Raw genomic sequence first — 21,004 nt, 5'->3', positions numbered from 1 at the left:
AGATTTCGGCGCCGATCCAACCGGGCAACAGCGGCGGACCGGTCGTCGATCAGAGTGGCAATGTTATCGGCGTTGTCGTTTCATATTTGGGAAGCCACGCCAAAAGCGCCGCACAGAACGTCAATTTTGCGATCAAGGTAAATGTGTTGACCGAATTTCTGGACTCACATGGCGTCCCCTATTCGACCGGTGCAAGCGACAATCCGCTTCACGGTTTCGAGCTTGCGGAGAAAGCACAATCAATTTCCGTTTTGATTATATGCGAAAAATGATGGAGATCTTTTCAGAACAAGCCGAACGTTAATCGAGGGGCGTTGCCGGACTTGGATTTCGTAAAATCTCGTGAGGGTGAAGCGTGTTTTAAATGAGTCTGTTCTTTAGTAAGCTCGGTTTTATCCACCGCCGTCTATGGAGCCGCGACGGCTTCTATCGGGTCGCCCTGCTCTTTGGACCAGCCCCTCTGATCGGCTGCGGCGTGGCGACCGGCATTTGGTGGCTCATGGTCCGGGCGCTCCCGGCGCCGATCGTGCAACCACCTGATTGGGGCAAGCCACCCCAAGCTCCAGTAAACTGGAGCACCACGGGAGAACCGCAGGCTGTCCAGCCGGCACGGCCGATCCCTCCGGTTGGCTCGAATGGCAGGTTAAGCGGATATGAGGCGGGCTGGCAGGCGACGATCCGCGCGGTCGAGCTCGGTCCGATGCTCAATCTTGAGATAAAGCCGACGCCTTTGAGCGCCTTCTTCGTCGACGGGTCGACAATTGATTTGGCGCAGATCATCGCGGCAGGCCCCAAGGACACAAAATTCGTTGGGGCTGGATCTGGTTTACTCGTCATCAGTTCGCCGGGAACCTACGCGCTATCCATTCGCTTTGAGAGACCCCCCGGCCCAGTCGCGGATTGTCTCACGCGTCTCAGTTTTGGGCCGCGCGCAATTGTTTCGAACTATGAGACCTCAAACCCAGGTAATGCTTCGAGGACATTTGATGCCGCCAGGTTTGATCTCCAGCCGGGGCTATATCCGATCGGCTGGGTCCTTGGTTGCTGGCGAGGCCAGGAGACGGTCGGGCCAGGCCGGATAACCGTTCTCATGAGTCATCCCGGCGACCAAGCCCTCCAACCTGCGCGTCCAGACGATATCGTCCGACCGGAGCGAATAAGGTAACTGTGCATCCCACCCTGCGGGTGGGATGAGCTGGATAAATTGGCGGTGATTTGTCAGGCGTGATGCCCAGCTCCATTGCCATCGGCCAAGCCGCCGGTCTCGCAGCCGCGATGATCGCCGTAGCCAATGTCGTTGCGAAAGTATCGCCGGTCGAACGGGTGCAAGCGAAGCTCCGGGCGTCGAATGCCGATCTTGGCTAAATCGACCTGGCCGTCGCTGGGGAAATCGGCTCCGCTGCGCGGCATTCGTTGCAGCCTGCACCATGTCGGATTGAGGGTATAAAGCGCACAAAGCGCAAATCCCCGGGGACGCCGGGCTCACGCCCAGGATACCGACGAGCCTGATACTGACGTGATGGATCTCAATCGGCTCTTCAGCAACAGGCAAATCGCCTCAGCGCATGCTTGGTTACGAAACCATAACCGCAGGTGTCGCAGGTCCAGAGATAGCTGATGACATTTTCGGAAACATACGCAGAGGCTTCCGCAGCCACCATCGAATCCGCGCAAACCGGGCAGGTCGGCAGATCGCACCCGCGCGGATCGGGGTGAGGCGCGACGGTCGGGATTTCAGCAAGTGCTGGCATCGTGACCTCCTTGCGGTTTACGATCTGAAAGCAACTTTAGCATAGTCTGATTTGTTTGACGATGTCGCAACACAAATGCGTTGGATTTAGGTTTTTTGACCGATTAAAACTTTTGCATTGCAGCGAAACTGTATGCAGGATTCTGACTTGCACGCGGGCACGGGCTGCCTCTAATGAGAGAAGTGCAGAGTTGGCAGCACATTGTCACCACAGGAGTTCGTCATGGATGCATCGTCAGCCACGAGTGCAGTGCACAGGCCCGGCCGTGGCCGGGTTTTCGACAGCATCGTCGATGCGGTCGGGGATACGCCGATCGTCCGTTTGCGCAAATTGCCACAGCAGCATGGCGCGCACGCGACGATTTTGGCCAAGCTGGAATACTTCAATCCCGCAGCGAGCGTGAAGGACCGCATCGGCGCGGCGATGATCATCGCGATGGAAAAGGCCGGTGTGATCCATGCCGATACCGTCCTGATCGAACCGACATCGGGAAATACCGGCATCGCGCTGGCGTTCGTCGCTGCCTCGCGCGGCTATCGGCTGAAACTCGTGATGCCGGAATCGATGTCGATCGAGCGCCGCAAGATGCTGGCATTCCTCGGCGCCGAAATCGTCCTGACACCGGCGGCCCAGGGCATGAAGGGCTCGATTGCGACCGCCGAAGAGCTGGTGCGGACGACGCCCAATGCCGTCATGCCGCAGCAGTTCAAGAACCTCGCCAATCCGGAAATTCACCGCCGCACCACGGCGGAAGAAATCTGGAACGATACCGGCGGCAACATCGATTACTTCGTCGCCGGTGTCGGCACCGGCGGCACCATCACCGGTGTCGGACAGGTCCTGAAGCCGCGCAAGCCTTCGCTGCGTGTCGTCGCCGTGGAACCGGAGGAAAGCCCGGTGCTGTCGGGCGGGCAGCATTCCCCGCACAAGATCCAGGGCATCGGTGCCGGCTTTGTTCCCGAAATCCTCGACCGCTCCGTGATCGACGAGATCGTCAAAATCAACAGCGCGAGCGCGATCGAAACGTCGCGCGCGCTGGCGCGTATCGAAGGTATTCCCGGCGGCATTTCCTCGGGCGCTGCGATCGCTGCCGCCCTGCAGATCGGCCAGCGGCCGGAAAGCGCCGGCAAGACCATTGTTGCGATCGTGCCTTCGTTCTCGGAGCGCTATCTGTCGACCGCGCTGTTCGAAGGAATTTGATTGACGGGCGTAGTAAGGAAAAGGAAAGAAGCCGATGTCTCAGCCCCCACGGCGGCCGCGGACGCTGAACGATGCCCGGACCGAAGCCGAAGCCGCATTCAAGAAGACCACGACCAAGGTTCCGGAAGCGCCGCCGAAGCAGGTAGCGCTGCCGGGCGTCAAGGAACTGGTCTCGCTGCGGATCGATCAGGATGTTCTCGAACACTTCCGGGAGGGCGGACCGGGCTGGCAGGAACGCATCAATGACGCATTGCGAAAGGCGGCCGGAAAATAAAGTCGGAAATCGGAGCCGTCCCGGCGCGGGCAAGACAAACAAGGCCGGTAGTGCAACCGGGCTTTTTGCAGAGGCTGATATTTCAACGTTATCGGATCGGGCGATCAGCGTCGTCCGAACATGCCGCCCATCATGCCTCCGATGAAGGCGCCGGGTCCGGCGAGGCCTCCGCCACCGCCTCCGTAGTTGCGTCCGCCTCCGCCCCCGCCACCACTGTGGCGATGGCGGGCCGGCTTGTCGTCGGAATCGTCGCTGGCACTGGTTTGCGTCGTGGCGACGATTTCGGCCAGCAGCGCCTTGTGCTGGAGCTTGTTGAGGAAGCCGGTCTTGGGGTAGCCGCGCGCGGCCTGCCAGCGCGTAATCACCGCGCGGGTCGCGTCATCGAACTTGCCGGTGACCTTGGTATCGAAACCGAGGCCGTTGAGCCGACGCTGCACGTCGCGGCGCTGGCCCTTTTCCAGGCCGATCTGGTCTTCCGTGGTCTGGTTGGCATCTTCGGTAAAGGTCGCGGGATCGATACCGGTGGTCAGATTGCGGGTTGTCGTCGACGGCCCGTTCTCGAGGGCGGCGATCCGCGCCAGCGCCAGGGACTTGAACTGGCCGTTGGGATAGGTGGTCAGATAGGCGTTGAGTTCTTCCGGCTTGTTCGACTCCTTGACCGAGCGCCAGAACTCGAGTTCGACGTCCGACGTGCCGGAGCTTGTGGCGACAGCGGCGGGACCGGACGGCGCCGCGGCGGCATTGGCCGCGGGGGCCGCAACCGGATTCAGATAGACCGACCCGATCAGGTTGGTGTGTCCCCAGGGCAGCTGTCCCTTGTTGGTCTCGTCGTTGACCTGGGCGCGGACCTCGGTCATTGCCTGTTGGATCTCGACGCCGGGCTCAGTGATATGGGCGATCAGGGCGCGCGTGAACGGACTATTGGTGCCTTCCTGGCCGTCGAGCGCGGTCTGCCCCGGACCTGTCGCGAATGCAATCAGGGTGCCTTCACCGGATTTCATTTCCGCAAGGCCTGTCTGCACCGATACGCTGCGGGTCGCGGAGTTCGACTTGATCTTGGCGGCGAACGGATTGTCGCGGCAGGCGTCGAGGAACACCAGCTTGACCTTGGCGTCGCTCATGGTCTGGTCGAGCGTGAGATCGATATTGATCGCGGCGCCGAGCTTGACGTCCATCTCCGATTTGATGTCGGCGTCGATCGGCAGCAGATAATTGGTGCCGCCGATGGCGATGCCGTGGCCGGCGTAGAAAAACACCGCGATGTCGGCGCCCTGTGCCTTCTTGCCGAATTCGAGCAGCCGCTCGGTCATCGCATCGCGTGCCAGATCGGTGCCTTCGACGACATCGAAGCCGACATTGCGGAGCACCGACGCCATTGCCTTGGCATCGATCGGGGGATTGGGAAGCTGGGCCACATTCCGGTAGGCGCCATTGCCGACGACAAAGGCGACGCGCTTGTCGGCCTTGGCCGCTTGCGCTGCCAACAACATGCAGATCAGCGAGAGAGCAACGGTAAGATAGCGCATCTGGAATCCCCTGGTGGAATCGAAAATCCCGGCGGTCCGGCGGTAACGTCTCGGCAGAGGTTACACACAATGCCCATGCTTCGCGCCACAAAAATCAGACCCTGCCCAACGCCCGAGCGACGCGCTGACGGTATGAAATATCCGCGCGCACTTGCGTGATTTGGATCACAAGCGCCGGTATAAATCGCCAATCGAAATTCACCGGACCGGGCATATCGAAGGGCTATCGGGTACCGAGGCGTGCGGCAGCCGGTTGTGACGATCTCAGGTGCAGAAGATTGCCGGTTGGCATGGTGAATTCAATCGAAATCATGGTGCTTTCGTTAACCACCCGGAAAGGCACTGCGGATTTTGCCCTCACCAAGGAACAGGCGCTGCTGATCGCAAAGACCATGAAAGCGACCGCCGCTCGCCTGGCGGCCCCCAAGGCAAGTTAGCCGGAGCTGGCGCGCCTGGCCGGCCTGGCAGCATCGACCGCTAGTAGCGGGACAGTGAGATAGAGGCGGCCCTGAATGCGCTATCGGATCTGATCATGACGGACTGCCGGTTGCCGCGCGTCGTCAAGGTCAGGTTCGCGGTAAAGCCGGGGGCGCTGGCGACCACTTGAAAATTGCCATTGCCACCGCGTCCCTCCAGGTTTCCACTGAGGTTCCGGGTGCTTTCGCTCCAGGTTCCCGAAAGCGATCCACCATCGGCGAGGACATTGCTGGCGAGGTTGAATCTGTAACTGTCGCTGGCGCAGGTCAGGCTCTGATTGAGGCCATTGCCGCCGTCCCCGACCGCATAGGAAGCGCGGCATCGAATTCGCTCGGTCGAACCATCATCAAGCGTCACCGTACCGGCGCCGGCCCAGTTGCCGGCCATGCCCGCGAACGGCCCCGATTGCGCCGAGCATGCGGAGCCGCTGAGGCACGCCAGCAACAGCGTGGCGCCGGCAAATATCAGCCGGCTGATCGCAGCGCGGGTACCAGCCGTTCGGCCCGCACTATCGGCGCGACGCCTCCCATCGACCGCTATACGGTATGGCCGCAGATGCCCCATTCCATTTCCCCGACCCGGAGTTGCCACGTAGTTGATCATTAGCATAATGCGCAGCGGATTGAGATACGAACAAGACCCTTGAACGCAACACCCGGATGCTGTTTGGGAACGAATTTCGGACCACCCGGAGCCGAGAACGGCGCGCGTCCGTCCGGGTCACTTCGCAAGGCTCGGCGCGTTGGTGGCGAATTGCTCATCCTGCGGTTTCGCCGGCAGGCTGTCGTGGGTCATGGCATAATCGACGACTTCGCCAAGCAGCTTGTGGCCAAGCGGCGCCAGCGCGCGCTCCCAGAGTTCGCGCGCGGTTTCGCCCTTTTTGACGAAGCACCATTCCTGGGCCGCGATCGCGCCGGCATCCATGCGGTCGGCGAGATGATACACGGTGCCGCCCGCGATCGGATCGCCTTCGCGGATCGTCCATTCCACCGCCGCGATGCCGCGGTGCCGGGGCAACAGCGATGGGTGATAGCCGATGCCTCCAAGCCTGGCCGCCGCCAGCGCCTCCTTGGCGATGCGGGCATGGCTGTGGGCGGTCACGATCAGATCGGTCGCTTCGGCGATCTCTGCGGCCACCACGAGCCTGGGATCGGCCTGAACCTTGACCTCGATGCCGGCGGTCCGGGCCGCCGCGGCCAGTCGGTCTTCGGCATCGGCAACGACAACCCGGATGACATCGGCGCCGTGCTGGCGAAGCATGTTCAGTGTGGTCACGCCGAAATGGCGGGAGCCGACAAGGGTGATCCGCATGGTGGCTGTTCCGTCGTTGGTTCGGCGATCCCCCCGGGGATCGCAAGCCCGTGCCGCGGACTTGAATGCCATGGACGGCGGAAAGTGCGAGGCCCTAATAGCGGCTGCCTGGCTTGATCCACACCTTTTAGGGGACTCTGGCGGTATCTGAGCAGGCAATCTCCGTGGTCGGGGGTCTACAAGACACTTCGGAACCCGCCGAACGAACGGCGACCGGCGCGGCAGCGCGAAGGCTCATTCAGGGATTGGCGCCCTCCAAATGATCCGAAGGGAACGCGTGCCCGCTAGCGCGACCGGTAGCCGTCGACGGCGTGGGCGAGAAAGATTCCGGCGCTGATGAAACCGAAAATCGCGGTGACTAACATGGATCAGATCCTTATCTAGAGCCGAACGCGGAGACCTAACCGCAGGGCTCGCTACACAGTCAAAAGGATTTCGACGGACGCCGATTTTTGCAGGCCCAATGATGACTTTATGCAACAGCTGTTGCGGCCGGAAGTTCCGGGTCAAGCGGCGCAGGACGATCCGGCCACCTCGGTGAGGGCGGGACGGATGCGGCGGCGAGAGCGCAGGTGATGGAAGCGGCCTTGGCCGCGCCTGCGCAGTGGCCACACGATGGCGAGGACGTGACGGGAATTCGGCACTCTGCCGCAATCTGGGGCGACGACCGCTCTTCCGCTCTTGTCGGCCGGAGCCTGGGCGGCGGGCCCTTGGATCGGGAGCAGCGCGGCAGGCTTGATTCGCATCAACATCCGTGAGACGCCGGGCAAGTATGAATCATTCAAGCAGGCCCTCCAATTGAATATCTGGGGAGAGAAATCGTCATGTTGTATAAAACGATCATCGTCGTGTTCGCCCTGGTGGTAGCCAGCCTCGCGCTGCCGTCAATCGTGTCAGCCCGCGGTGGTGGTGGTGGCGGTGGTGGCGGCCGCGGAGGCGGCGGCGGAGGTTTTCACGGCGGCGGCGGCTTCCACGGCGGCGGCTTCCGCGGTGGCGGCTTCCGCGGTGGCGGATTCGGGTTTTACGGGCCGTACGGATACCCCTACGGCTATTATGACGGCTACTATGATGACGATGGTTGCAGCATCGTCCGGCAGCGGATTCACACCCGGCACGGCTGGCGCATCCGCCGGGTTGAAATCTGCGAATGAGGAACATTCAGCAGATTTACTCGCAGCGCAGGGCCTCGATCGGATCGAGGCTGGCGGCCTTCCGCGCGGGGTAATAGCCGAAGAAGATCCCCACGGCGGCGGAGAACAGAAAGCCGCCGGCGACGGCCGCCAACGAGATCGGCGCGGGCCAGCCGGCGACCGCCGAGATTAGTTCGGAAAAGGACGCATGTGGATACGTGCGCGGCAAGTCCCTGAACCCGGCTCTTAATCTCGCTTTTTTTGGCTGTGGATATGCTGTGGATATGCTGCGGAAAGCTTGCAATCGCGTTTGGCGGCAAATCATTCTCCGGTAGGGGCCATCGAGGCAATCGATGCGTGGGGGGACGCCGATCCCTTCCGGGCCTCAAATGCTGGTAGCATTGCTGGGGAATGCCCGCTGTAATGACGCCGAAGGGGCGCGAAATCCAGTGAGGGTGCATCCGGACGGTGATCGGTGAGGGCCGGGGAGCCTTCGCAGGTCTGGCAAGTTGGGGAGGACGCTTCCGAATGCCAAGAAAGGGAATCACGGGCCACGACGAATGGGTCACCACCGAAGCCCTGGCGACGGCCCTGATCGCGCTGGAGCAGCTTCCACCAAAACATCAACCGCGCGCGCAGATGGATGATATCAGGAAGCTTTTGGCCGCTGGCTGCCAACCCGGAACCGTCAACCTGCACCTCGCCCAGGCCAAGTGCCGGTTGTTTCCCGACATCGATCCGCTGACCATTTATCAGGAATACGGCCTTGGCGACGGACAAGGCTGAGAGATCGCCTCGGTTCCCCGCTTAGCCAGGCTCACCCGCGCCGCGGGCAACGGTGGCGACGCCCAATTCAGGCCGCGGGCCGCATCACGATGTGCCTCAATATTGAGACGATTGCTCAATCTTAGGGCGATCGAGGGCCGGGTCGAATCGATTTTGGTCGCCCCGAGTTTTTCCCGACCTGGCCGGGCACCGATCCATCGGACCAATTGGTGTTAAGGCAAAACAGGCCAAGCGTCCTGTCTGAGCGATCCTTGGCGGATGTGCCTGGGCGAACCCGCCGTACGCGGCGCCTTGGCCAGCGCCGCGGGTCCGCGAGCGCAGGGCGCCACTAGGTAGCAGGATTGGCTCACAGAAGGACAGGGACGACATATCGGGCGCGTAGGCTTTTGGCGCCGCCGCGCTTCCTGGGAGCGGCGTTGGCGAGGTTTCGAGGGTTGGCTTCCGGGCGCCGCCCAACGGGATCGCCGGACGAGCGCCAAAATGCGTTGAATAATTTCAGGCCGACGGTACGATCGATCCATTCCCGCCTTGGCATACCCGTTGCATTTATACTGATCTCCTGCCCCGAGTTCCGGAGCGCCGCAGGCGCCCCGACCGGTAACCCGACTGGATGCGTATGACGGCTACAGCAGCGCTCGAACTGGTGCAATTGACGAAGATGTACGGCCATGTCACCGCCGTTGACGCGATCAATCTCAAGATCCCGGCGGGCTCCTATTGCTGCCTGCTCGGACCGTCCGGCTGCGGCAAGACATCCACCTTGCGCATGATCGCGGGCCATGAGTCGGCGACCTCAGGCGATATCATCGTCGGGCCGAAAAATGTCACCGATCTGCCGCCTGCCGGACGCAACACCGCGATGATGTTCCAGTCCTATGCGCTGTTTCCGCATCTTTCGGTCATCGACAATGTGGCCTTTGCCCTGAAGATGCGAGGCGTCGCCAAGGCGGAGCGCCATGCCGAAGCCAAAAAGCTGCTCGAACTCGTCGACATGCAGGCTTATGCGGCGCGACTGCCGGCGCAGCTGTCCGGCGGCCAGCAGCAACGCGTGGCGCTTGCACGGGCCCTGATCACCTCTCCTCAGATCCTGTTGCTGGACGAACCACTTTCGGCGCTTGATCCATTCTTGCGGGTGCGCATGCGCGCCGAGTTGAAGAAGCTGCAGCGCGAACTCGGCATCACGTTCATCCATGTTACGCACGGCCAGGATGAGGCGATGGCGCTGGCCAATATCGTGGTTCTGATGAATGCGGGACGGATCGAGCAGCTCGGCACTCCGCGCGAAATCTTCAACCATCCCCGGACCGAATTCACGGCCAAGTTCATCGGTGGCCACAACGTCATCACCGTTGGCGACGAGACATTCGCCGTTCGCAGCGATCGTCTCACGCTGAAAACTCCCGGCGCAGCCGTCGACGGCCCCTCGATCGCGGGCACCGTCAGCGAAGTCGAATACCAGGGAACCTATGTCCTTGTCGCGATCGCGGCCGAGGGAGGCGCCGACATTTCGGCCCAACTCACGGAAAGCGAGTTTGACGCGGGCGGCTACAGCGTTGGCGAGCGCGTGATCGCCACCTGGGACCCCGCGCTTGCGAGCCAACTGAACAAACGCAGTTTTGCAACCGTCGAGACGCCTGACAAAGCGGCCTGACTTTTAAGGAGATGACCATGACCGATCGCTTGAAAATGAATGGAAGCGTCGACCGTCGCACGCTTCTCAAGGGCGCTGCCGGAGTGGCCGGCGCGGCAGTGGGCTCGGGCGCCATTACCGGGTTTCCCTACATCCGCGCCGCCGAGCCGAAGGTTCTGCGCTATCTCGGCACCGCGGTGAACGAAGGCGACGACATCTCGAAGAAATGTCTGGAAGATACGGGCATCAAGATCGAATACATCACTGCAACGACCGACGATGTGACCAAACGCGTCATCACCCAGCCGAATTCATTCGACGTGCTCGATACGGAATATTTTTCACTGAAAAAGCTGGTGCCGTCGGGCAATATTTACGCGCTCGATGCCAAGAAGATCAAGGAATTCGACAACATCACCCCGGTCTTTACCAAGGGCCAGTTGCCGAACGGCAAGAAGATCGGCGGCCAAGGCACGGCACCCTGGAAGGTGCTTTATCTTGAAGGGGAGAATTCCAAGAAATTCTCGGCCACCCCGACCGAATATATCACCCTGATCCCGACCGTCTACAATGCCGATACGCTCGGCATTCGGCCGGACCTGATCAAGCGGCCGATCAATTCGTGGGCCGAACTGCTCAACCCTGAATTCAAGGGCAAGGCCGCGATACTCAACATCCCCTCGATCGGCATCATGGATGCCGCGATGGTTGTCGAAGCCACCGGCCAGCACAAATATGAAGACAAGGGCAACATGACAAAGGCTGAGATCGATCTCACCATGAAGATCATGACGGAAGCCAAGCACGCCGGCCAGTTCCGCGCCTTCTGGAAGGATTTCAACGAGTCCGTCAACCTGATGGCTTCAGGCGAAACCGTCATCCAGTCGATGTGGTCGCCCGCGGTCACCAAGGTGCGCTCGATGGGAATTGCATGCACGTTCCAGCCGCTCAAGGAAGGCTATCGCTCATGGGCTTCGGGCTTCTGCGTCTCGAAAGCCGTTTCAGGACCCAAGCTTGATTGGGCCTATGAATTCGTCAACTGGTATCTCTCGGGCTGGGCCGGCGCTTATCTCAATCGCCAGGGCTATTATTCCGCCGTTCTCTCCACCGCCAAGGCCAACATGTCGGCCGACGAATGGGGATACTGGATGGAAGGCAAGCCCGCCGTTGGCGACATCAAGGCACCGGACGGCACCGTTCTCGAGAAAGCCGGCGCCGTCCGCGACGGCGGCTCCTATGACGACCGCATGGGCGCGGTGGCCTGCTGGAACGCCGTCATGGACGAGAACGATTACATGGTCCGCAAGTGGAACGAGTTTATCGCCGCTTGACCGCGTCTCAAGACTTGTCGCGCCTTGAGGGCGCGGCAGGTCTTCCTGCCAGGATACGAATCGTGCCGCCAAGATACGCGCCTGCCTGACCCGAGATCGGCCTCGCCATGATGCAAGATCGCAGATCCCTTGTTTCGTGGCTGCAGGCCGCGCCGATGATGCTGGTGTTCGCGCTGTTCTTTATCTTGCCGCTGGTCCTTGTCGCCATCGTCAGCGCCTGGGACTACAATGAATACGAGATGATCCCGGCGTTCAGCCTGCGCGGCTACACCGATACGTTCGAAGGGTGCATCGCTGATCTTCCGGACCTGTGCACGATCCTTAAGACCTATCTGAAGACCTTGAAATTATGCCTGCTGACATGGAGCCTGACGCTTCTGATCGGCTTCACGGTAGCCTATTTCCTGGCCTTCCATGTCAGGTCGAAGACGTGGCAGATCGTGCTCACGCTGCTCTGCACCATCCCGTTCTGGACCTCGAATGTGATCCGCATGATCGCGTGGATTCCGCTGCTTGGCCGCAACGGCCTGGTCAACAAGGGGCTCGAGGGCGCGGGTTTGATCAAGCAGCCATTGGAGTGGCTGTTGTTTTCCGAATTTTCCGTCGTGCTGGCCCTCGTCCACCTGTTCACTTTCTTCATGGTGGTGCCGATCTTCAATTCGATGATTCGCATCGACAAGCGGTTGATCGAAGCCGCCTATGATTCCGGGGCCTCGGGGTGGCAGACCCTGGTGAATATCGTCATCCCCCTGGCCAAACCCGGCATCGTCATTGGCTCGATCTTTGTGATCACGATTGTGATGGGTGATTTCGTGACCATCGGCGTGATGGGTGGCCAGCAGATCGCATCCGCCGGAAAGATCATCGAAGCCCGCCTCAACGCCCTGCAATTTCCGGCGGCCGCGGCCAATGCGGTGATCCTGCTTGGCATCACGATTCTGATCATTTCCTCGCTGACGCGGATCGTCGATGTCCGCAAGGAACTGTGAAATGGGTGAGAGCAGGCCACGGTCATTCTATTTTCTCGCCGCGTTCTTCATCGCCTATGTGCTGTTTCTGTATGGGCCGATGTTTGCGATCTATGTTCTGTCGTTTCAGGGGCCTGACGGCGGCCTGACGTTCCCGATGAACGGCCTCTCCCTGACCTGGTTCGGCAAGGTCTTTTCCGGCACCGGCATCGTGGACATCGGTGCCGCCTTCAAGCGCTCGCTCGAGCTCGGGCTCGTCGTCATGGTGCTGACGGTGGTGCTGTCGGTCTCGGCCGGCATGGCCTTTCGCAAACCGTTCCCAGGCGCTTCGGTGTTGTTCTACGCGGCGATCGCCAGTTTGATCATGCCCTCGATTATCACCTCGCTCGGCATCGCGCTCGAATTCCGGCTGTTCGACGATGTCATGATCAAGCATGGTGCGGAGGGGTGGACGACCGCGATGGGGCTGTTCACTTCAGGCCTCGGTGCCCATCTGACCTGGACGCTTCCGTTTGGCCTTTTGATCATGTTTGCGATCTTCAACCGGTTCGATGGCCGGCTCGAAGAGGCAGCGCGTGATCTTGGCGCAACCCCGTGGCAAACCTTCCGCTATGTCGTGCTGCCGATCATCCTGCCATCAGTTGTGGGCATTGGCCTGTTCGGCTTTACCCTGTCATGGGACGAACTCGCGCGTTCGAGCCAGGCCATCGGTTCGGTGAATACCCTTCCGCTTGAATTGCAGGGCCTGACCACAACCGTCACCAAACCGGACATTTACGCGTTGGGAACAATCACCAGCGGCGTTTCCTTTCTGGTTATTTTCTCGGCGCTGGTCATCATTCTCGTACTCCGGGCTCGACAGCGGCGCCACGGGTCGGACGCCGGCAAGGGGATGGTGTAGCCGTAGCCGGCCTTGGCGCCTCTGTTCGGGCCGCTCGCAGCCACAAGACGCGTTCTCGCTGATGTCCCGATCAGGCCCGACCAACAGGGTCGCCAAAAAGGCTACGGTTTCACGTGCACCTGACCAGCACCACATAGTCCGGCGGACTGCTGGTAATTCCCCAGATCTCGGTGATGATCTTGTCTTCCCCGACGACGCGTCCCGTGGGGCACTGCCTTTTCAACAGGCCAAGCGCCATGCGGCGGCGGTCTTCGCTCACCAGCGGATTATACCCGATGTCCGGAATGTTGCGGACATGGACCACAAAGTCATAGGGTTTCCCCGCGGCAGCCTGCTCGATGCGGATCACGCCGCGCGTGTCAGTCCAGGCCGCAAGCGTCACCAGCAATAGGATCGCAGCCATGGCTCTCATTTGGCCTCTCCCGGCCAGTCCAATTTGCCGATCGTAATGCATCATTCACCGGTGATAAAGAGGGCGCGGTGTTCCGGTCCCGCGCCTTGCGCGGATCCAGTGGGCCAAACCCGGGAATGCGCGGCGGCATCAGGCGCAAAGGGATAGGCCTTGGGCACCGATCCGGCCTATGATGCTGCCATGGGCCCAGATCGAATCGCACGTCATCGTGTCCTGAAGACCGGAACCATCGAGTTCGGCGGCGGCGTATTTGACTGTACCGTGCGCAATCTTTCAGAGGCCGGGGCAGCGCTTGAAGTTGTGACTCCGCTCTACATTCCTGATCGCTTCACACTCATTGTTTTGTCCGAAAAACTGAAGCGGCCATGCCATATCATCTGGCGCAAGCAAAAGCGGATCGGCGTGGCGTTCGACTAAGGCCGGCGGCATGTTGCTTCCGTAGTTCCACGGGGCTTCGCTACGGAGAACGGAGAGCCGCTCAGCGTTCTCCTGATCGAGATTGATCATTTCAAGGATTTCAACAATCGACCGGCCGGATTGCCTGGCACGATATTCGCATCGGTGCTGAAGCAGGCGGTCATCGGCGGAATTCTTCCTCTGAATTTCCCGCATTGGAGAGCACGTGGGCGACATTGTTCGATTGATCCCGAAGCATGACCTCGAGCGAGCCCGTCTCATTCAGGAGGCCCGCGCGATCTACGAGCGGATATTCCCGCCGGAGAAACACGTCAGCGAACGGCGGGGCGGGCGCCCACTGCCGCCAAGCGGTTAGGGGTCATGCGCCCGAACTTATTGATCTCGCGCTGCAAACAGAGACTGACCTGGATTCAAGACGAGCCCGCCGGTTCACGCCGGCGGGTTTTGCTGTCGCTTTGAACCAAATGGGCGTGACCTGGTTATCCCTTATGCCCAAAGACGATCCGACCACCGGCCCAATGCCAACGCAACCTGTCGAGCACGCTTCGACAACGCCCACCCAAGGGTTGCCGATGATGCCAAGTGTCGGAAGCGTCAAGCAGGCGCCAAAACCGGAGCAAAAACCGACAAGGGCGCAAGCAATCGGCGTCGCGAAGGCGCGAATCACGCGGCGCAACTCCTTGCTGATACAGCGGAAAACCCTGAAGGAATGATACCGGGCGGTTAACTAGCTTCGCGAGTCGCTTTCCCGATCGAGATGACGAAGGTACGACAGCCCTTCCACCGTCAGGCGGTGCTCGTCCTTCTCGCCCTCAATGTACATTTTCATCAGATGCTCGGAAAGCCGCTTACGGGCTCCCTTTGCCTCGGAACGGTCGGCGAGGGCGCTGTATATGATCAGCGCGCGGTCAACGGGGAGAATATTCATCGGGCCTTCTCAGGGTGGTTCGAGCTGTTGGGTAGGAGGTAAGACCCAGTGCCGCGGATCGTTCCGCAAAAATACCCTCATCCAGGCCTGTTCGGATTGGCAGCTTGGCCGAATCTTTGCTCTTGGGGCAAGGAACCTCTGCGCCACCCGCTGGTTATCAAGCCAGCGGCGGAACTGGTAAACCGGCAGTCGCGCATCAAGCCGCACGGAGTCATGCCCGGGCGGCTTTTTCGTCCACCGCCGCGGCACGCTGGCGAGCGCGCTGACGCCGATCAATTACGCCGAGACCATGCATTTGATTGGCTCGACGCACCGCCGGCACGTTTGCGAGGCCTGTCCGTTGCGCTCAAGCGGCCTTCATCAGCCACTGCAGCCCGCGCCCCTCCACCCAGGCGAGGAACGGGTAAAGCATTGCTCTGTCGGAACCTTCGAGCGCTCGACGATTGAGTTCGGGCAAGGCTCGGGCCTCGCGTTTGGTGATCCTGAGGATGCCGCCGCTATAGGCTGCCGGGTCGTAAAGTCTTTGGCTCAATCTTCCGCAGTCTTTCTCGCTCCAGCCCCGCAGCCAGTCCCCGAGGATACGACCCAAGACAAAAAAGTCGCGTTCCTGGATTATCCGCCGCAGCCCCATGCGAATGCTTCCACCCTATCCTGACAAGCGCTTGCTTAGCGCATCAATTTCAGGATGTAAATTACGGAGCCAGCATTCCGGGCGTTCGTGCTGCCACCGGTTTCCGGTCCTACGGCATGCGCTCGCCGCGATCGAAGCGACGATATATCTTCGCCGTCCAGGCCTCCTGAGCGCGTCACTTCTCGAAGCCGGCGTCGGCACGCGACTCGCGCACAAAACCCGTCGATCCGGGCCGGAATCATTGTTAACGTTTGCTCTATATCTTGCGCGTTGTCGCGGAACCGTTTCGCGTACTGCGACCATTGGTGGTGCATGCAAACTATCGAGATTACCGATCCCATAGAGGCCCGGCGTGGTCGCTATGCCCAATACCGAGGCGCAAAGGCGACGGTGATACTAAATGGATTGCCGGTCACGGGAATGGTCCGTTCGGTAATGGAAGTTAAGTCGAGCAATCCAACGCAGTGGATTGTCACGGTGGTGCCTAAGTAAGGCAGCAGCCCCGCCGATGGGGAAATGCGAAGCGGCGACTAGCGCTTGAAAGCCCCTATGCCCGATGCAACGGTCCTCCGGGCTGCGCATGACGTTCTCCGGCATCCAAAATCCAGGTCCGCTCGGCGAATGCTACATAGATTCGCTCCTGCCCGAGCGCGGCGCCAAGTTCAATCGACAGCTCGTTTAGCATCGCCTCGATTGTCTCGTCGGACAGATGACCGAGATAGGCGTGGACAGCTTCGCCAGTGAACAGTGCCACCGGTTCGCGGTCCGAGCCAACCGTGCCATCCGGGCGGGGCCACGCATAGGTGACTTCCGCACGGGTGAACATGCCGGACAGGGCGGGCTGGCCCGCCTCAACCCGGCGTTTCATCCAACTACGGGCCGTGCGCACGGCCTCCGAAACGTCGAAGACACGGCCCTCGGCGTCCCAGCCCTCGCGCAGGCCCACGCTGATGCGAAAATCGCGGCGAGGGCCCAGGGAGCCAGGAACAATGGAATAATCTCCAGCCTTGGGCGCAGCGGGTCGGGCGGTCATTTCGCTTTCGCCTTCAGCCCAATTTCGACCAGGCGGCGCACCGCTTCTGGGCGCGATGGAAACGGTTGTTTCTGTTTTGCGATCCATCCGTCGAGCCCGGTCAGCATAGGGGGATGCATGCGGACGACGACCGGCTCCCCTTTGCCGGTGGCAGGCGGGCCGCGCTTTTTTCGTGGAACCACGGTTTGCTTTTTCATGATTCCCTGATACCACGGTAGCAGCCCGACGGGAAGGTCGAACGCCGCGATCAACGGTGTGGGCGGGCTGCAGTCGCCCATCTCGGCGAAGGAGATCCTGTGCGGGGTGCGATGGCGGGCTGGGCTCATGGCGAAGAGCGGGGATGCGCCTCGACCAGGATCAAGGCCGGCATCGCCGCTTGACATTCCCTAGCGCTGTGCTCAGCCTTCGGAAGGTTCGTGATATGGGTTCCGCCATCTGCGAGCGTGACGAGGCAGCGCGCGCGGCAACCGTCGTTTCCGACCGCGCTCAGCCACCGTTCGCCACGGTCCGTTTCGACAACGGGGGAACAGGTTCAACTCGGCAGACTCGGCAGACAGGACACGCAGGACACAGAGAACAGAACAATCTTCGACCGTTTCATGTTCAGGAGGGTTTCATGCGAGCAATCTCTCTTCCCGTAGCGGCAGCCTTCGGAGTTTTAGCGGCGGTCGCGTTTGCACAGACCGATCCGCCCAAGGGTTATACCGGGGCATATGCGCCCGCCGGCACGCCGCCAACCCCATACTCCACAGGCCCGCTGCCGCAGGTGGACACTGGCGGTCCGGGCTTGGACGTACCGGCCCCGGACGGCTCCACAAAGACAGTTGGAGCCGTTCCCTGCAGCACCGCTGCGAGAGAGACCGACGGATCGACCACTTGCGTGGGAATCCCGGGAGAGATGAAAGCGAAGCATCGCCAGTAGCCGCCGGCTGCTCGCCCGGCCTGCCGCCGGACAGAAGCCGCTATGCCACGGCCACGGATCTTCGGCAGGTTGCGAGCGGTAAGGGTCGTCCGAAGCAGGCTGCCATGTCGCTCACCTTCTTTTCCAGGAATTGCGAGCTCTTTCAGAGGCGCTTTGCGGTGTTGTTGTTCTTGATAGCTCATACGCAGGTGACGGGGTCATGGAGTTGATGCCGGGAGGGTCCAGATGATAGAGTCAAACCTGTTAGCCGTCACCAAGGCTACCACTCACTACCGCTGGGTTATTTGCGCGTTGTTGTTTGTCATCACCACCATCAACTATATGGACCGCAACATCCTCGGCGTGCTGAAGCCGACGATACAGAACGACCTGCATTTCAGCGAAACCGATTTCGGCAACATCATCTTCTTCTTTTCCATTGCCTATGCGATCGGCTACGCCGGAATGGGCTGGCTCACCGACAAGATCGGCATCCGCCTCGGCCTTGCCGCTGCCGCGATCCTGTGGTGCCTTGCTTCCACCGCGCACGGCATGGTCGCCTCCGTCACCGGCTTCATCTTCGCTCGCATCGTGCTCGGCCTCGGCGAAGGCGGCAACTTCCCGACCTGCATCAAGACGGTTGCCACCTGGTTTCCCGTGCGCGATCGTGCATTGGCCACCGGTATATTCAACAGCGGAAGCAATATCGGCGCGATGCTGGCGCCGCTGATCGGTGCCCTGGTTGTCAGCCTGTCCGGCTGGCAAGCCGCCTTCTACGTCACGGGCGCGGTCGGGCTGGTTTGGGTGGTGTACTGGCTGATGAGTTACCGCAGCCCCGCCGAACACCCCCGCGTGTCCCCGAGCGAACTCGCCTATATCAACCGCGACCCGGAACTCGCGGCGAAAAAAGTCCCCTGGGCGAAGTTGCTGACCTATCCCGGCACCTGGGTCTACATTGTCGGCGCCGTGCTGACCAATCCAGCCTGGTGGTTCTACAACAATTGGGTGCCGAGTTTCCTCAATACCAAGTTTCATGTGTCGCTGTTTGCCGTGGGGTTGCCGCTCGTCGTGATCTATCTGCTCACCGACGTCGGCTCGATCGCCGGCGGTTGGGTCTCTTCCACCCTGATCAGGCGCGGCATGGATGTGTTCCCCGCCCGCAAGATCACGCTGCTCGTCTGCGCAGCCTGCACCTTGCCGGTGTTTCTGGCGCCGCAGTTGGACAGCATGTGGGCCGCCGTTGTTCTGATCGGCATCGCCATGGCAGCGCATCAGGGATTTTCCGCCAATCTGTTCACTCTGGTATCGGACACCATGCCTCGCGGCGCGGTGGCTTCTGCAGTCGGGCTGGGCGGCGGCATCAGCTCCCTGGCGGGAGCCTTTTCCGCCGCGGCCATCGGTCGTGTGCTCGATGCAACCGGCAACAACTACACCGTCGTGTTCTTCGCCTGCGCCAGCGTCTACATGATTGCGACTGCGATCATCCACTTTGTCCTGCCGCGCAGCAGGGCTTCGATGGTCACGGCCGACCCCGCGCTGGTATCAGTCAGCTGAGGATCTGCGTTCGCAAATGGGCCAAATCGGGAGCGATCGGAGTAGCACGTGACTTCCCAGTGGCAGTATCAGGTTAGATTCGATGTGACCAATTCCGCTATCGCGGAAGCGGTCCGCCGAAGCGTCCGTGATCAGGCGCTGGCGCCGCTGTTCGATATCCTTGTCAGGCATGGCGCCGCGCCGAAATGCCAGTTCGACGCTTTTTCGGAGTATGTCGCCGCGGCAGAAGAGCGCGGCATCGAGAATTATCCGCTCTACGCATGGACCAGGACGACGATCGAGGATCCGGCGAAGAAGGAAAAATATCTGAAATCGTTTACGCTCTATGTGGACGAACGGGAAGTCTATGCCAAGGAGATTGCGGACGCGTTGGAGGCAGACTTGCAACCGCTCGCGGCCACCGGGCTCATTTCGCGAATCTCCAAGTACGATACCAATCCCGCAAAAAATCCCCAGCCGCCGCAGCCCGGCAGCGAGCGATCCTAGCTAGCGGACGGCCGCTAAGTAATGTGGAGAATCAACGTAACCCAGCTCCTTCAAGTTGACGCCCAGATAGGAAGCGCTATCCTGAACGTCAGTGGTCAAGTTTTACTGAACTCGCACGCTGTTGTGCGGATGAGATGGGAGGTATGAGCCTTAATGCGTGAGGTTCGTCGCAAAGAACTCGTCGCGGCTATCGGCACGCCCTGCCGCTACTGCGGCGAGCCGATGGATGCCCCGACCCGCGACCATATCCGGCCCCGGCACCAGGGCGGCAAGCTGTGGAGGCGCAACAAGGTGCTGGTCTGCGATCGCTGCAACAGCGACAAACGAGGCCGCTCGCTGTTGGCATGGCTGTATAAGCTCGAAAGGGAAGGCGATCGGCGGGCCACCATCGTCGCTGCGATCGTTGAGGCTGAATCATCGCCGCCGCGCCGCAGAAGCGGTGGAGGCCAAAAGCGGTGGTGGCTAAGGCAGTAGCAGCATAACCACATAGTAAATGTGAGCGGACGTCGTCAAATGCTTGAAAACTGATCGTCCGATATATTGGGTCGTTGTCGTTCATGTCTTTCCCTTCGATTTCGGCACGAACTCGACGGCGATAGTTCGACGCTGCGATCGTTGAGGCTGAATGATCGACGGCGCGTCAGCCTGGTCACATCTCGACGGCGGAATTTCATGCAAGCAGCTGACGAGACAATCGGCGCTCATCTCTCCTCACATCTTACATCTTATGGTTGCTAAGACAGCATGTGCCGGGGTCGGCGGACGACCGCATGCCGACGGTTGGTTCGTTGGGCTCCCAATATCGAAAGCCCTTGCGACCGCCAATCCCCAAGGGGAACCTTGGTTCATCTGGAGAAATTATTGATTGACAGTTTTGCTATAGCAAAATTTAGTGCTTTCAAGAGCATGAAAAGCCAGCTAAAGTTTCACGTGAAACCTTTGGGGGCCCGGAGGGTTTTAGCGCAATGGCGATACCACAGACACAGGTTGCAGCACCGGATTCAGATTTGGTCGCGAAAGCGCTGCTCCGCGCAGCGCACAAGCTGAGGCTGAGCAACAAATCTCTCGCGGGAATAATCGGCGTCTCCGAGGCGACCATCTCTCGAATGAAAAAGGGTGACTATACCCTCGAACCGGGCCAGAAGCCGTTGCAACTTGCAGTACTCTTCATTCGTCTATACCGATCTTTGGATGCACTTACGGGGGGAGACGACGAAGTATCGTCGAAATGGCTTTCCGGTCCAAACGTCGCCCTGGATGGACTTCCGATCGAGATGGTTCAGTCGGTGTCAGGATTGATGAATGTCATCGGATATTTGGACGCTCGCAGAGCTATCATCTAGCGCCGCCGCTTTGA

At 60.6% G+C, this 21,004-nt stretch carries 26 protein-coding genes and 1 pseudogene; 17 read left to right on the top strand and 10 right to left on the bottom strand.

Annotated features, from left to right (window positions below):
- The 3 genes from ABSG20_RS08550 to ABSG20_RS08540 all read left to right on the top strand — a co-directional run.
- Positions 1–272 (top strand): trypsin-like serine protease (locus ABSG20_RS08550; RefSeq protein WP_423864060.1); only part of this gene is annotated, 272 nt, incomplete at its 5' end.
- Positions 273–364: 92 nt separating this feature from the next.
- Positions 365–1,165, top strand: coding sequence for a hypothetical protein (locus tag ABSG20_RS08545; protein WP_423864059.1), 801 nt, complete (start codon positions 365–367; stop codon positions 1,163–1,165).
- A gap of 62 nt (positions 1,166–1,227) precedes the next feature.
- On the top strand, positions 1,228–1,365 hold the full coding sequence (locus ABSG20_RS08540; protein WP_423864058.1) for a hypothetical protein: 138 nt from the start codon (positions 1,228–1,230) through the stop codon (positions 1,363–1,365).
- A gap of 173 nt (positions 1,366–1,538) precedes the next feature.
- Here the strand turns inward: ABSG20_RS08540 and ABSG20_RS08535 are convergent, their stop codons facing one another.
- The gene (locus tag ABSG20_RS08535; protein WP_423864057.1) at positions 1,539–1,751 is read right to left on the bottom strand and encodes a hypothetical protein; all 213 of its coding nucleotides are present in this window, start codon (positions 1,749–1,751) and stop codon (positions 1,539–1,541) included.
- Between the two features lie 222 nt (positions 1,752–1,973).
- Between ABSG20_RS08535 and cysK the strand changes: the two genes are divergently transcribed.
- Both cysK and ABSG20_RS08525 read left to right on the top strand, forming a co-directional pair.
- Positions 1,974–2,951, top strand: a complete 978-nt coding sequence (gene cysK, locus ABSG20_RS08530; RefSeq protein ID WP_423864056.1) for a cysteine synthase A — start codon at positions 1,974–1,976, stop codon at positions 2,949–2,951.
- A gap of 34 nt (positions 2,952–2,985) precedes the next feature.
- On the top strand, positions 2,986–3,225 hold the full coding sequence (locus tag ABSG20_RS08525) for a BrnA antitoxin family protein (RefSeq protein WP_423864055.1): 240 nt from the start codon (positions 2,986–2,988) through the stop codon (positions 3,223–3,225).
- Positions 3,226–3,329: 104 nt separating this feature from the next.
- On the opposite strand, the gene ABSG20_RS08520 is transcribed toward ABSG20_RS08525, so the two are convergent.
- The gene (locus ABSG20_RS08520; RefSeq protein WP_423864054.1) at positions 3,330–4,751 is read right to left on the bottom strand and encodes a caspase family protein; all 1,422 of its coding nucleotides are present in this window, start codon (positions 4,749–4,751) and stop codon (positions 3,330–3,332) included.
- A 278-nt stretch (positions 4,752–5,029) separates the two neighbouring features.
- Between ABSG20_RS08520 and ABSG20_RS08515 the strand changes: the two genes are divergently transcribed.
- Entirely contained in the window at positions 5,030–5,188 is a 159-nt protein-coding gene (locus ABSG20_RS08515; RefSeq protein WP_423864062.1) for a hypothetical protein, read from the top strand.
- A gap of 40 nt (positions 5,189–5,228) precedes the next feature.
- Here the strand turns inward: ABSG20_RS08515 and ABSG20_RS08510 are convergent, their stop codons facing one another.
- Both ABSG20_RS08510 and ABSG20_RS08505 read right to left on the bottom strand, forming a co-directional pair.
- Complete coding sequence (locus tag ABSG20_RS08510; RefSeq protein WP_423864053.1) at positions 5,229–5,792, bottom strand: hypothetical protein; 564 nt, start codon at positions 5,790–5,792, stop codon at positions 5,229–5,231.
- A gap of 156 nt (positions 5,793–5,948) precedes the next feature.
- Positions 5,949–6,539 carry a formyltransferase family protein gene (locus ABSG20_RS08505; protein ID WP_423864052.1) on the bottom strand — a complete coding sequence of 197 codons (591 nt, stop codon included), beginning with the start codon at positions 6,537–6,539 and terminating at the stop codon, positions 5,949–5,951.
- Positions 6,540–7,363: 824 nt separating this feature from the next.
- Here ABSG20_RS08505 and ABSG20_RS08500 point away from each other — a divergent pair.
- The gene (locus ABSG20_RS08500) at positions 7,364–7,690 is read left to right on the top strand and encodes a hypothetical protein (protein ID WP_423864051.1); all 327 of its coding nucleotides are present in this window, start codon (positions 7,364–7,366) and stop codon (positions 7,688–7,690) included.
- A gap of 16 nt (positions 7,691–7,706) precedes the next feature.
- On the opposite strand, the pseudogene ABSG20_RS08495 reads toward ABSG20_RS08500, so the two are convergent.
- A pseudogene (locus tag ABSG20_RS08495) lies at positions 7,707–7,811 on the bottom strand (ABC transporter permease); the annotation flags it as partial.
- 386 nt (positions 7,812–8,197) lie between these two features.
- Between ABSG20_RS08495 and ABSG20_RS08490 the strand changes: the two are divergent.
- From ABSG20_RS08490 to ABSG20_RS08470, 5 genes are all read left to right on the top strand, one after another.
- On the top strand, positions 8,198–8,455 hold the full coding sequence (locus tag ABSG20_RS08490) for a hypothetical protein (RefSeq protein WP_423864050.1): 258 nt from the start codon (positions 8,198–8,200) through the stop codon (positions 8,453–8,455).
- Positions 8,456–9,071: 616 nt separating this feature from the next.
- On the top strand, positions 9,072–10,106 hold the full coding sequence (locus ABSG20_RS08485; RefSeq protein ID WP_423864049.1) for an ABC transporter ATP-binding protein: 1,035 nt from the start codon (positions 9,072–9,074) through the stop codon (positions 10,104–10,106).
- 17 nt (positions 10,107–10,123) lie between these two features.
- On the top strand, positions 10,124–11,416 hold the full coding sequence (locus tag ABSG20_RS08480; protein WP_423864048.1) for an ABC transporter substrate-binding protein: 1,293 nt from the start codon (positions 10,124–10,126) through the stop codon (positions 11,414–11,416).
- Between the two features lie 107 nt (positions 11,417–11,523).
- A complete protein-coding gene (locus ABSG20_RS08475; RefSeq protein ID WP_423864047.1) occupies positions 11,524–12,405 on the top strand; it encodes an ABC transporter permease in 882 nt (293 codons plus the stop codon).
- A gap of 1 nt (position 12,406) precedes the next feature.
- Complete coding sequence (locus ABSG20_RS08470; protein ID WP_423864046.1) at positions 12,407–13,285, top strand: ABC transporter permease; 879 nt, start codon at positions 12,407–12,409, stop codon at positions 13,283–13,285.
- A 109-nt stretch (positions 13,286–13,394) separates the two neighbouring features.
- On the opposite strand, the gene ABSG20_RS08465 is transcribed toward ABSG20_RS08470, so the two are convergent.
- Positions 13,395–13,697 (bottom strand): hypothetical protein, encoded by a 303-nt coding sequence (locus tag ABSG20_RS08465; RefSeq protein WP_423864045.1) that lies wholly within the window; start codon positions 13,695–13,697, stop codon positions 13,395–13,397.
- Between the two features lie 180 nt (positions 13,698–13,877).
- On the opposite strand from ABSG20_RS08465, the gene ABSG20_RS08460 reads away from it, so the two are divergent.
- Positions 13,878–14,114 carry a PilZ domain-containing protein gene (locus tag ABSG20_RS08460; RefSeq protein WP_423864061.1) on the top strand — a complete coding sequence of 79 codons (237 nt, stop codon included), beginning with the start codon at positions 13,878–13,880 and terminating at the stop codon, positions 14,112–14,114.
- Between the two features lie 727 nt (positions 14,115–14,841).
- On the opposite strand, the gene ABSG20_RS08455 is transcribed toward ABSG20_RS08460, so the two are convergent.
- From ABSG20_RS08455 to ABSG20_RS08440, 4 genes are all read right to left on the bottom strand, one after another.
- The gene (locus ABSG20_RS08455; RefSeq protein ID WP_423864044.1) at positions 14,842–15,042 is read right to left on the bottom strand and encodes a hypothetical protein; all 201 of its coding nucleotides are present in this window, start codon (positions 15,040–15,042) and stop codon (positions 14,842–14,844) included.
- A 346-nt stretch (positions 15,043–15,388) separates the two neighbouring features.
- On the bottom strand, positions 15,389–15,673 hold the full coding sequence (locus tag ABSG20_RS08450) for a hypothetical protein (protein WP_423864043.1): 285 nt from the start codon (positions 15,671–15,673) through the stop codon (positions 15,389–15,391).
- Between the two features lie 547 nt (positions 15,674–16,220).
- Positions 16,221–16,706, bottom strand: coding sequence for a hypothetical protein (locus ABSG20_RS08445; RefSeq protein ID WP_423864042.1), 486 nt, complete (start codon positions 16,704–16,706; stop codon positions 16,221–16,223).
- Positions 16,703–17,089 carry a hypothetical protein gene (locus ABSG20_RS08440; protein WP_423864041.1) on the bottom strand — a complete coding sequence of 129 codons (387 nt, stop codon included), beginning with the start codon at positions 17,087–17,089 and terminating at the stop codon, positions 16,703–16,705. Before ABSG20_RS08440 ends, ABSG20_RS08445 begins: the two co-directional genes overlap by 4 nt.
- A 764-nt stretch (positions 17,090–17,853) precedes the next feature.
- Here ABSG20_RS08440 and ABSG20_RS08435 point away from each other — a divergent pair.
- The 4 genes from ABSG20_RS08435 to ABSG20_RS08420 all read left to right on the top strand — a co-directional run bounded on the left by ABSG20_RS08435 (position 17,854) and on the right by ABSG20_RS08420 (position 20,990).
- A complete protein-coding gene (locus ABSG20_RS08435) occupies positions 17,854–19,161 on the top strand; it encodes an MFS transporter (RefSeq protein ID WP_423864040.1) in 1,308 nt (435 codons plus the stop codon).
- Between the two features lie 48 nt (positions 19,162–19,209).
- The gene (locus tag ABSG20_RS08430; RefSeq protein ID WP_423864039.1) at positions 19,210–19,647 is read left to right on the top strand and encodes a hypothetical protein; all 438 of its coding nucleotides are present in this window, start codon (positions 19,210–19,212) and stop codon (positions 19,645–19,647) included.
- 153 nt (positions 19,648–19,800) lie between these two features.
- Positions 19,801–20,121 (top strand): HNH endonuclease, encoded by a 321-nt coding sequence (locus ABSG20_RS08425; RefSeq protein ID WP_423864038.1) that lies wholly within the window; start codon positions 19,801–19,803, stop codon positions 20,119–20,121.
- 491 nt (positions 20,122–20,612) lie between these two features.
- Positions 20,613–20,990, top strand: coding sequence for an antitoxin Xre/MbcA/ParS toxin-binding domain-containing protein (locus ABSG20_RS08420; protein WP_423864037.1), 378 nt, complete (start codon positions 20,613–20,615; stop codon positions 20,988–20,990).
- Positions 20,991–21,004: the final 14 nt, after the last annotated feature.

The sequence above is a fragment of the Bradyrhizobium sp. genome (assembly GCF_049512235.1).
Taxonomy (GTDB): Bacteria; Pseudomonadota; Alphaproteobacteria; order Rhizobiales; family Xanthobacteraceae; genus Bradyrhizobium.
The sequence above is the reverse complement of the archived record's forward strand: the minus strand, read 5'-3'. Positions and strand labels throughout refer to the sequence as shown.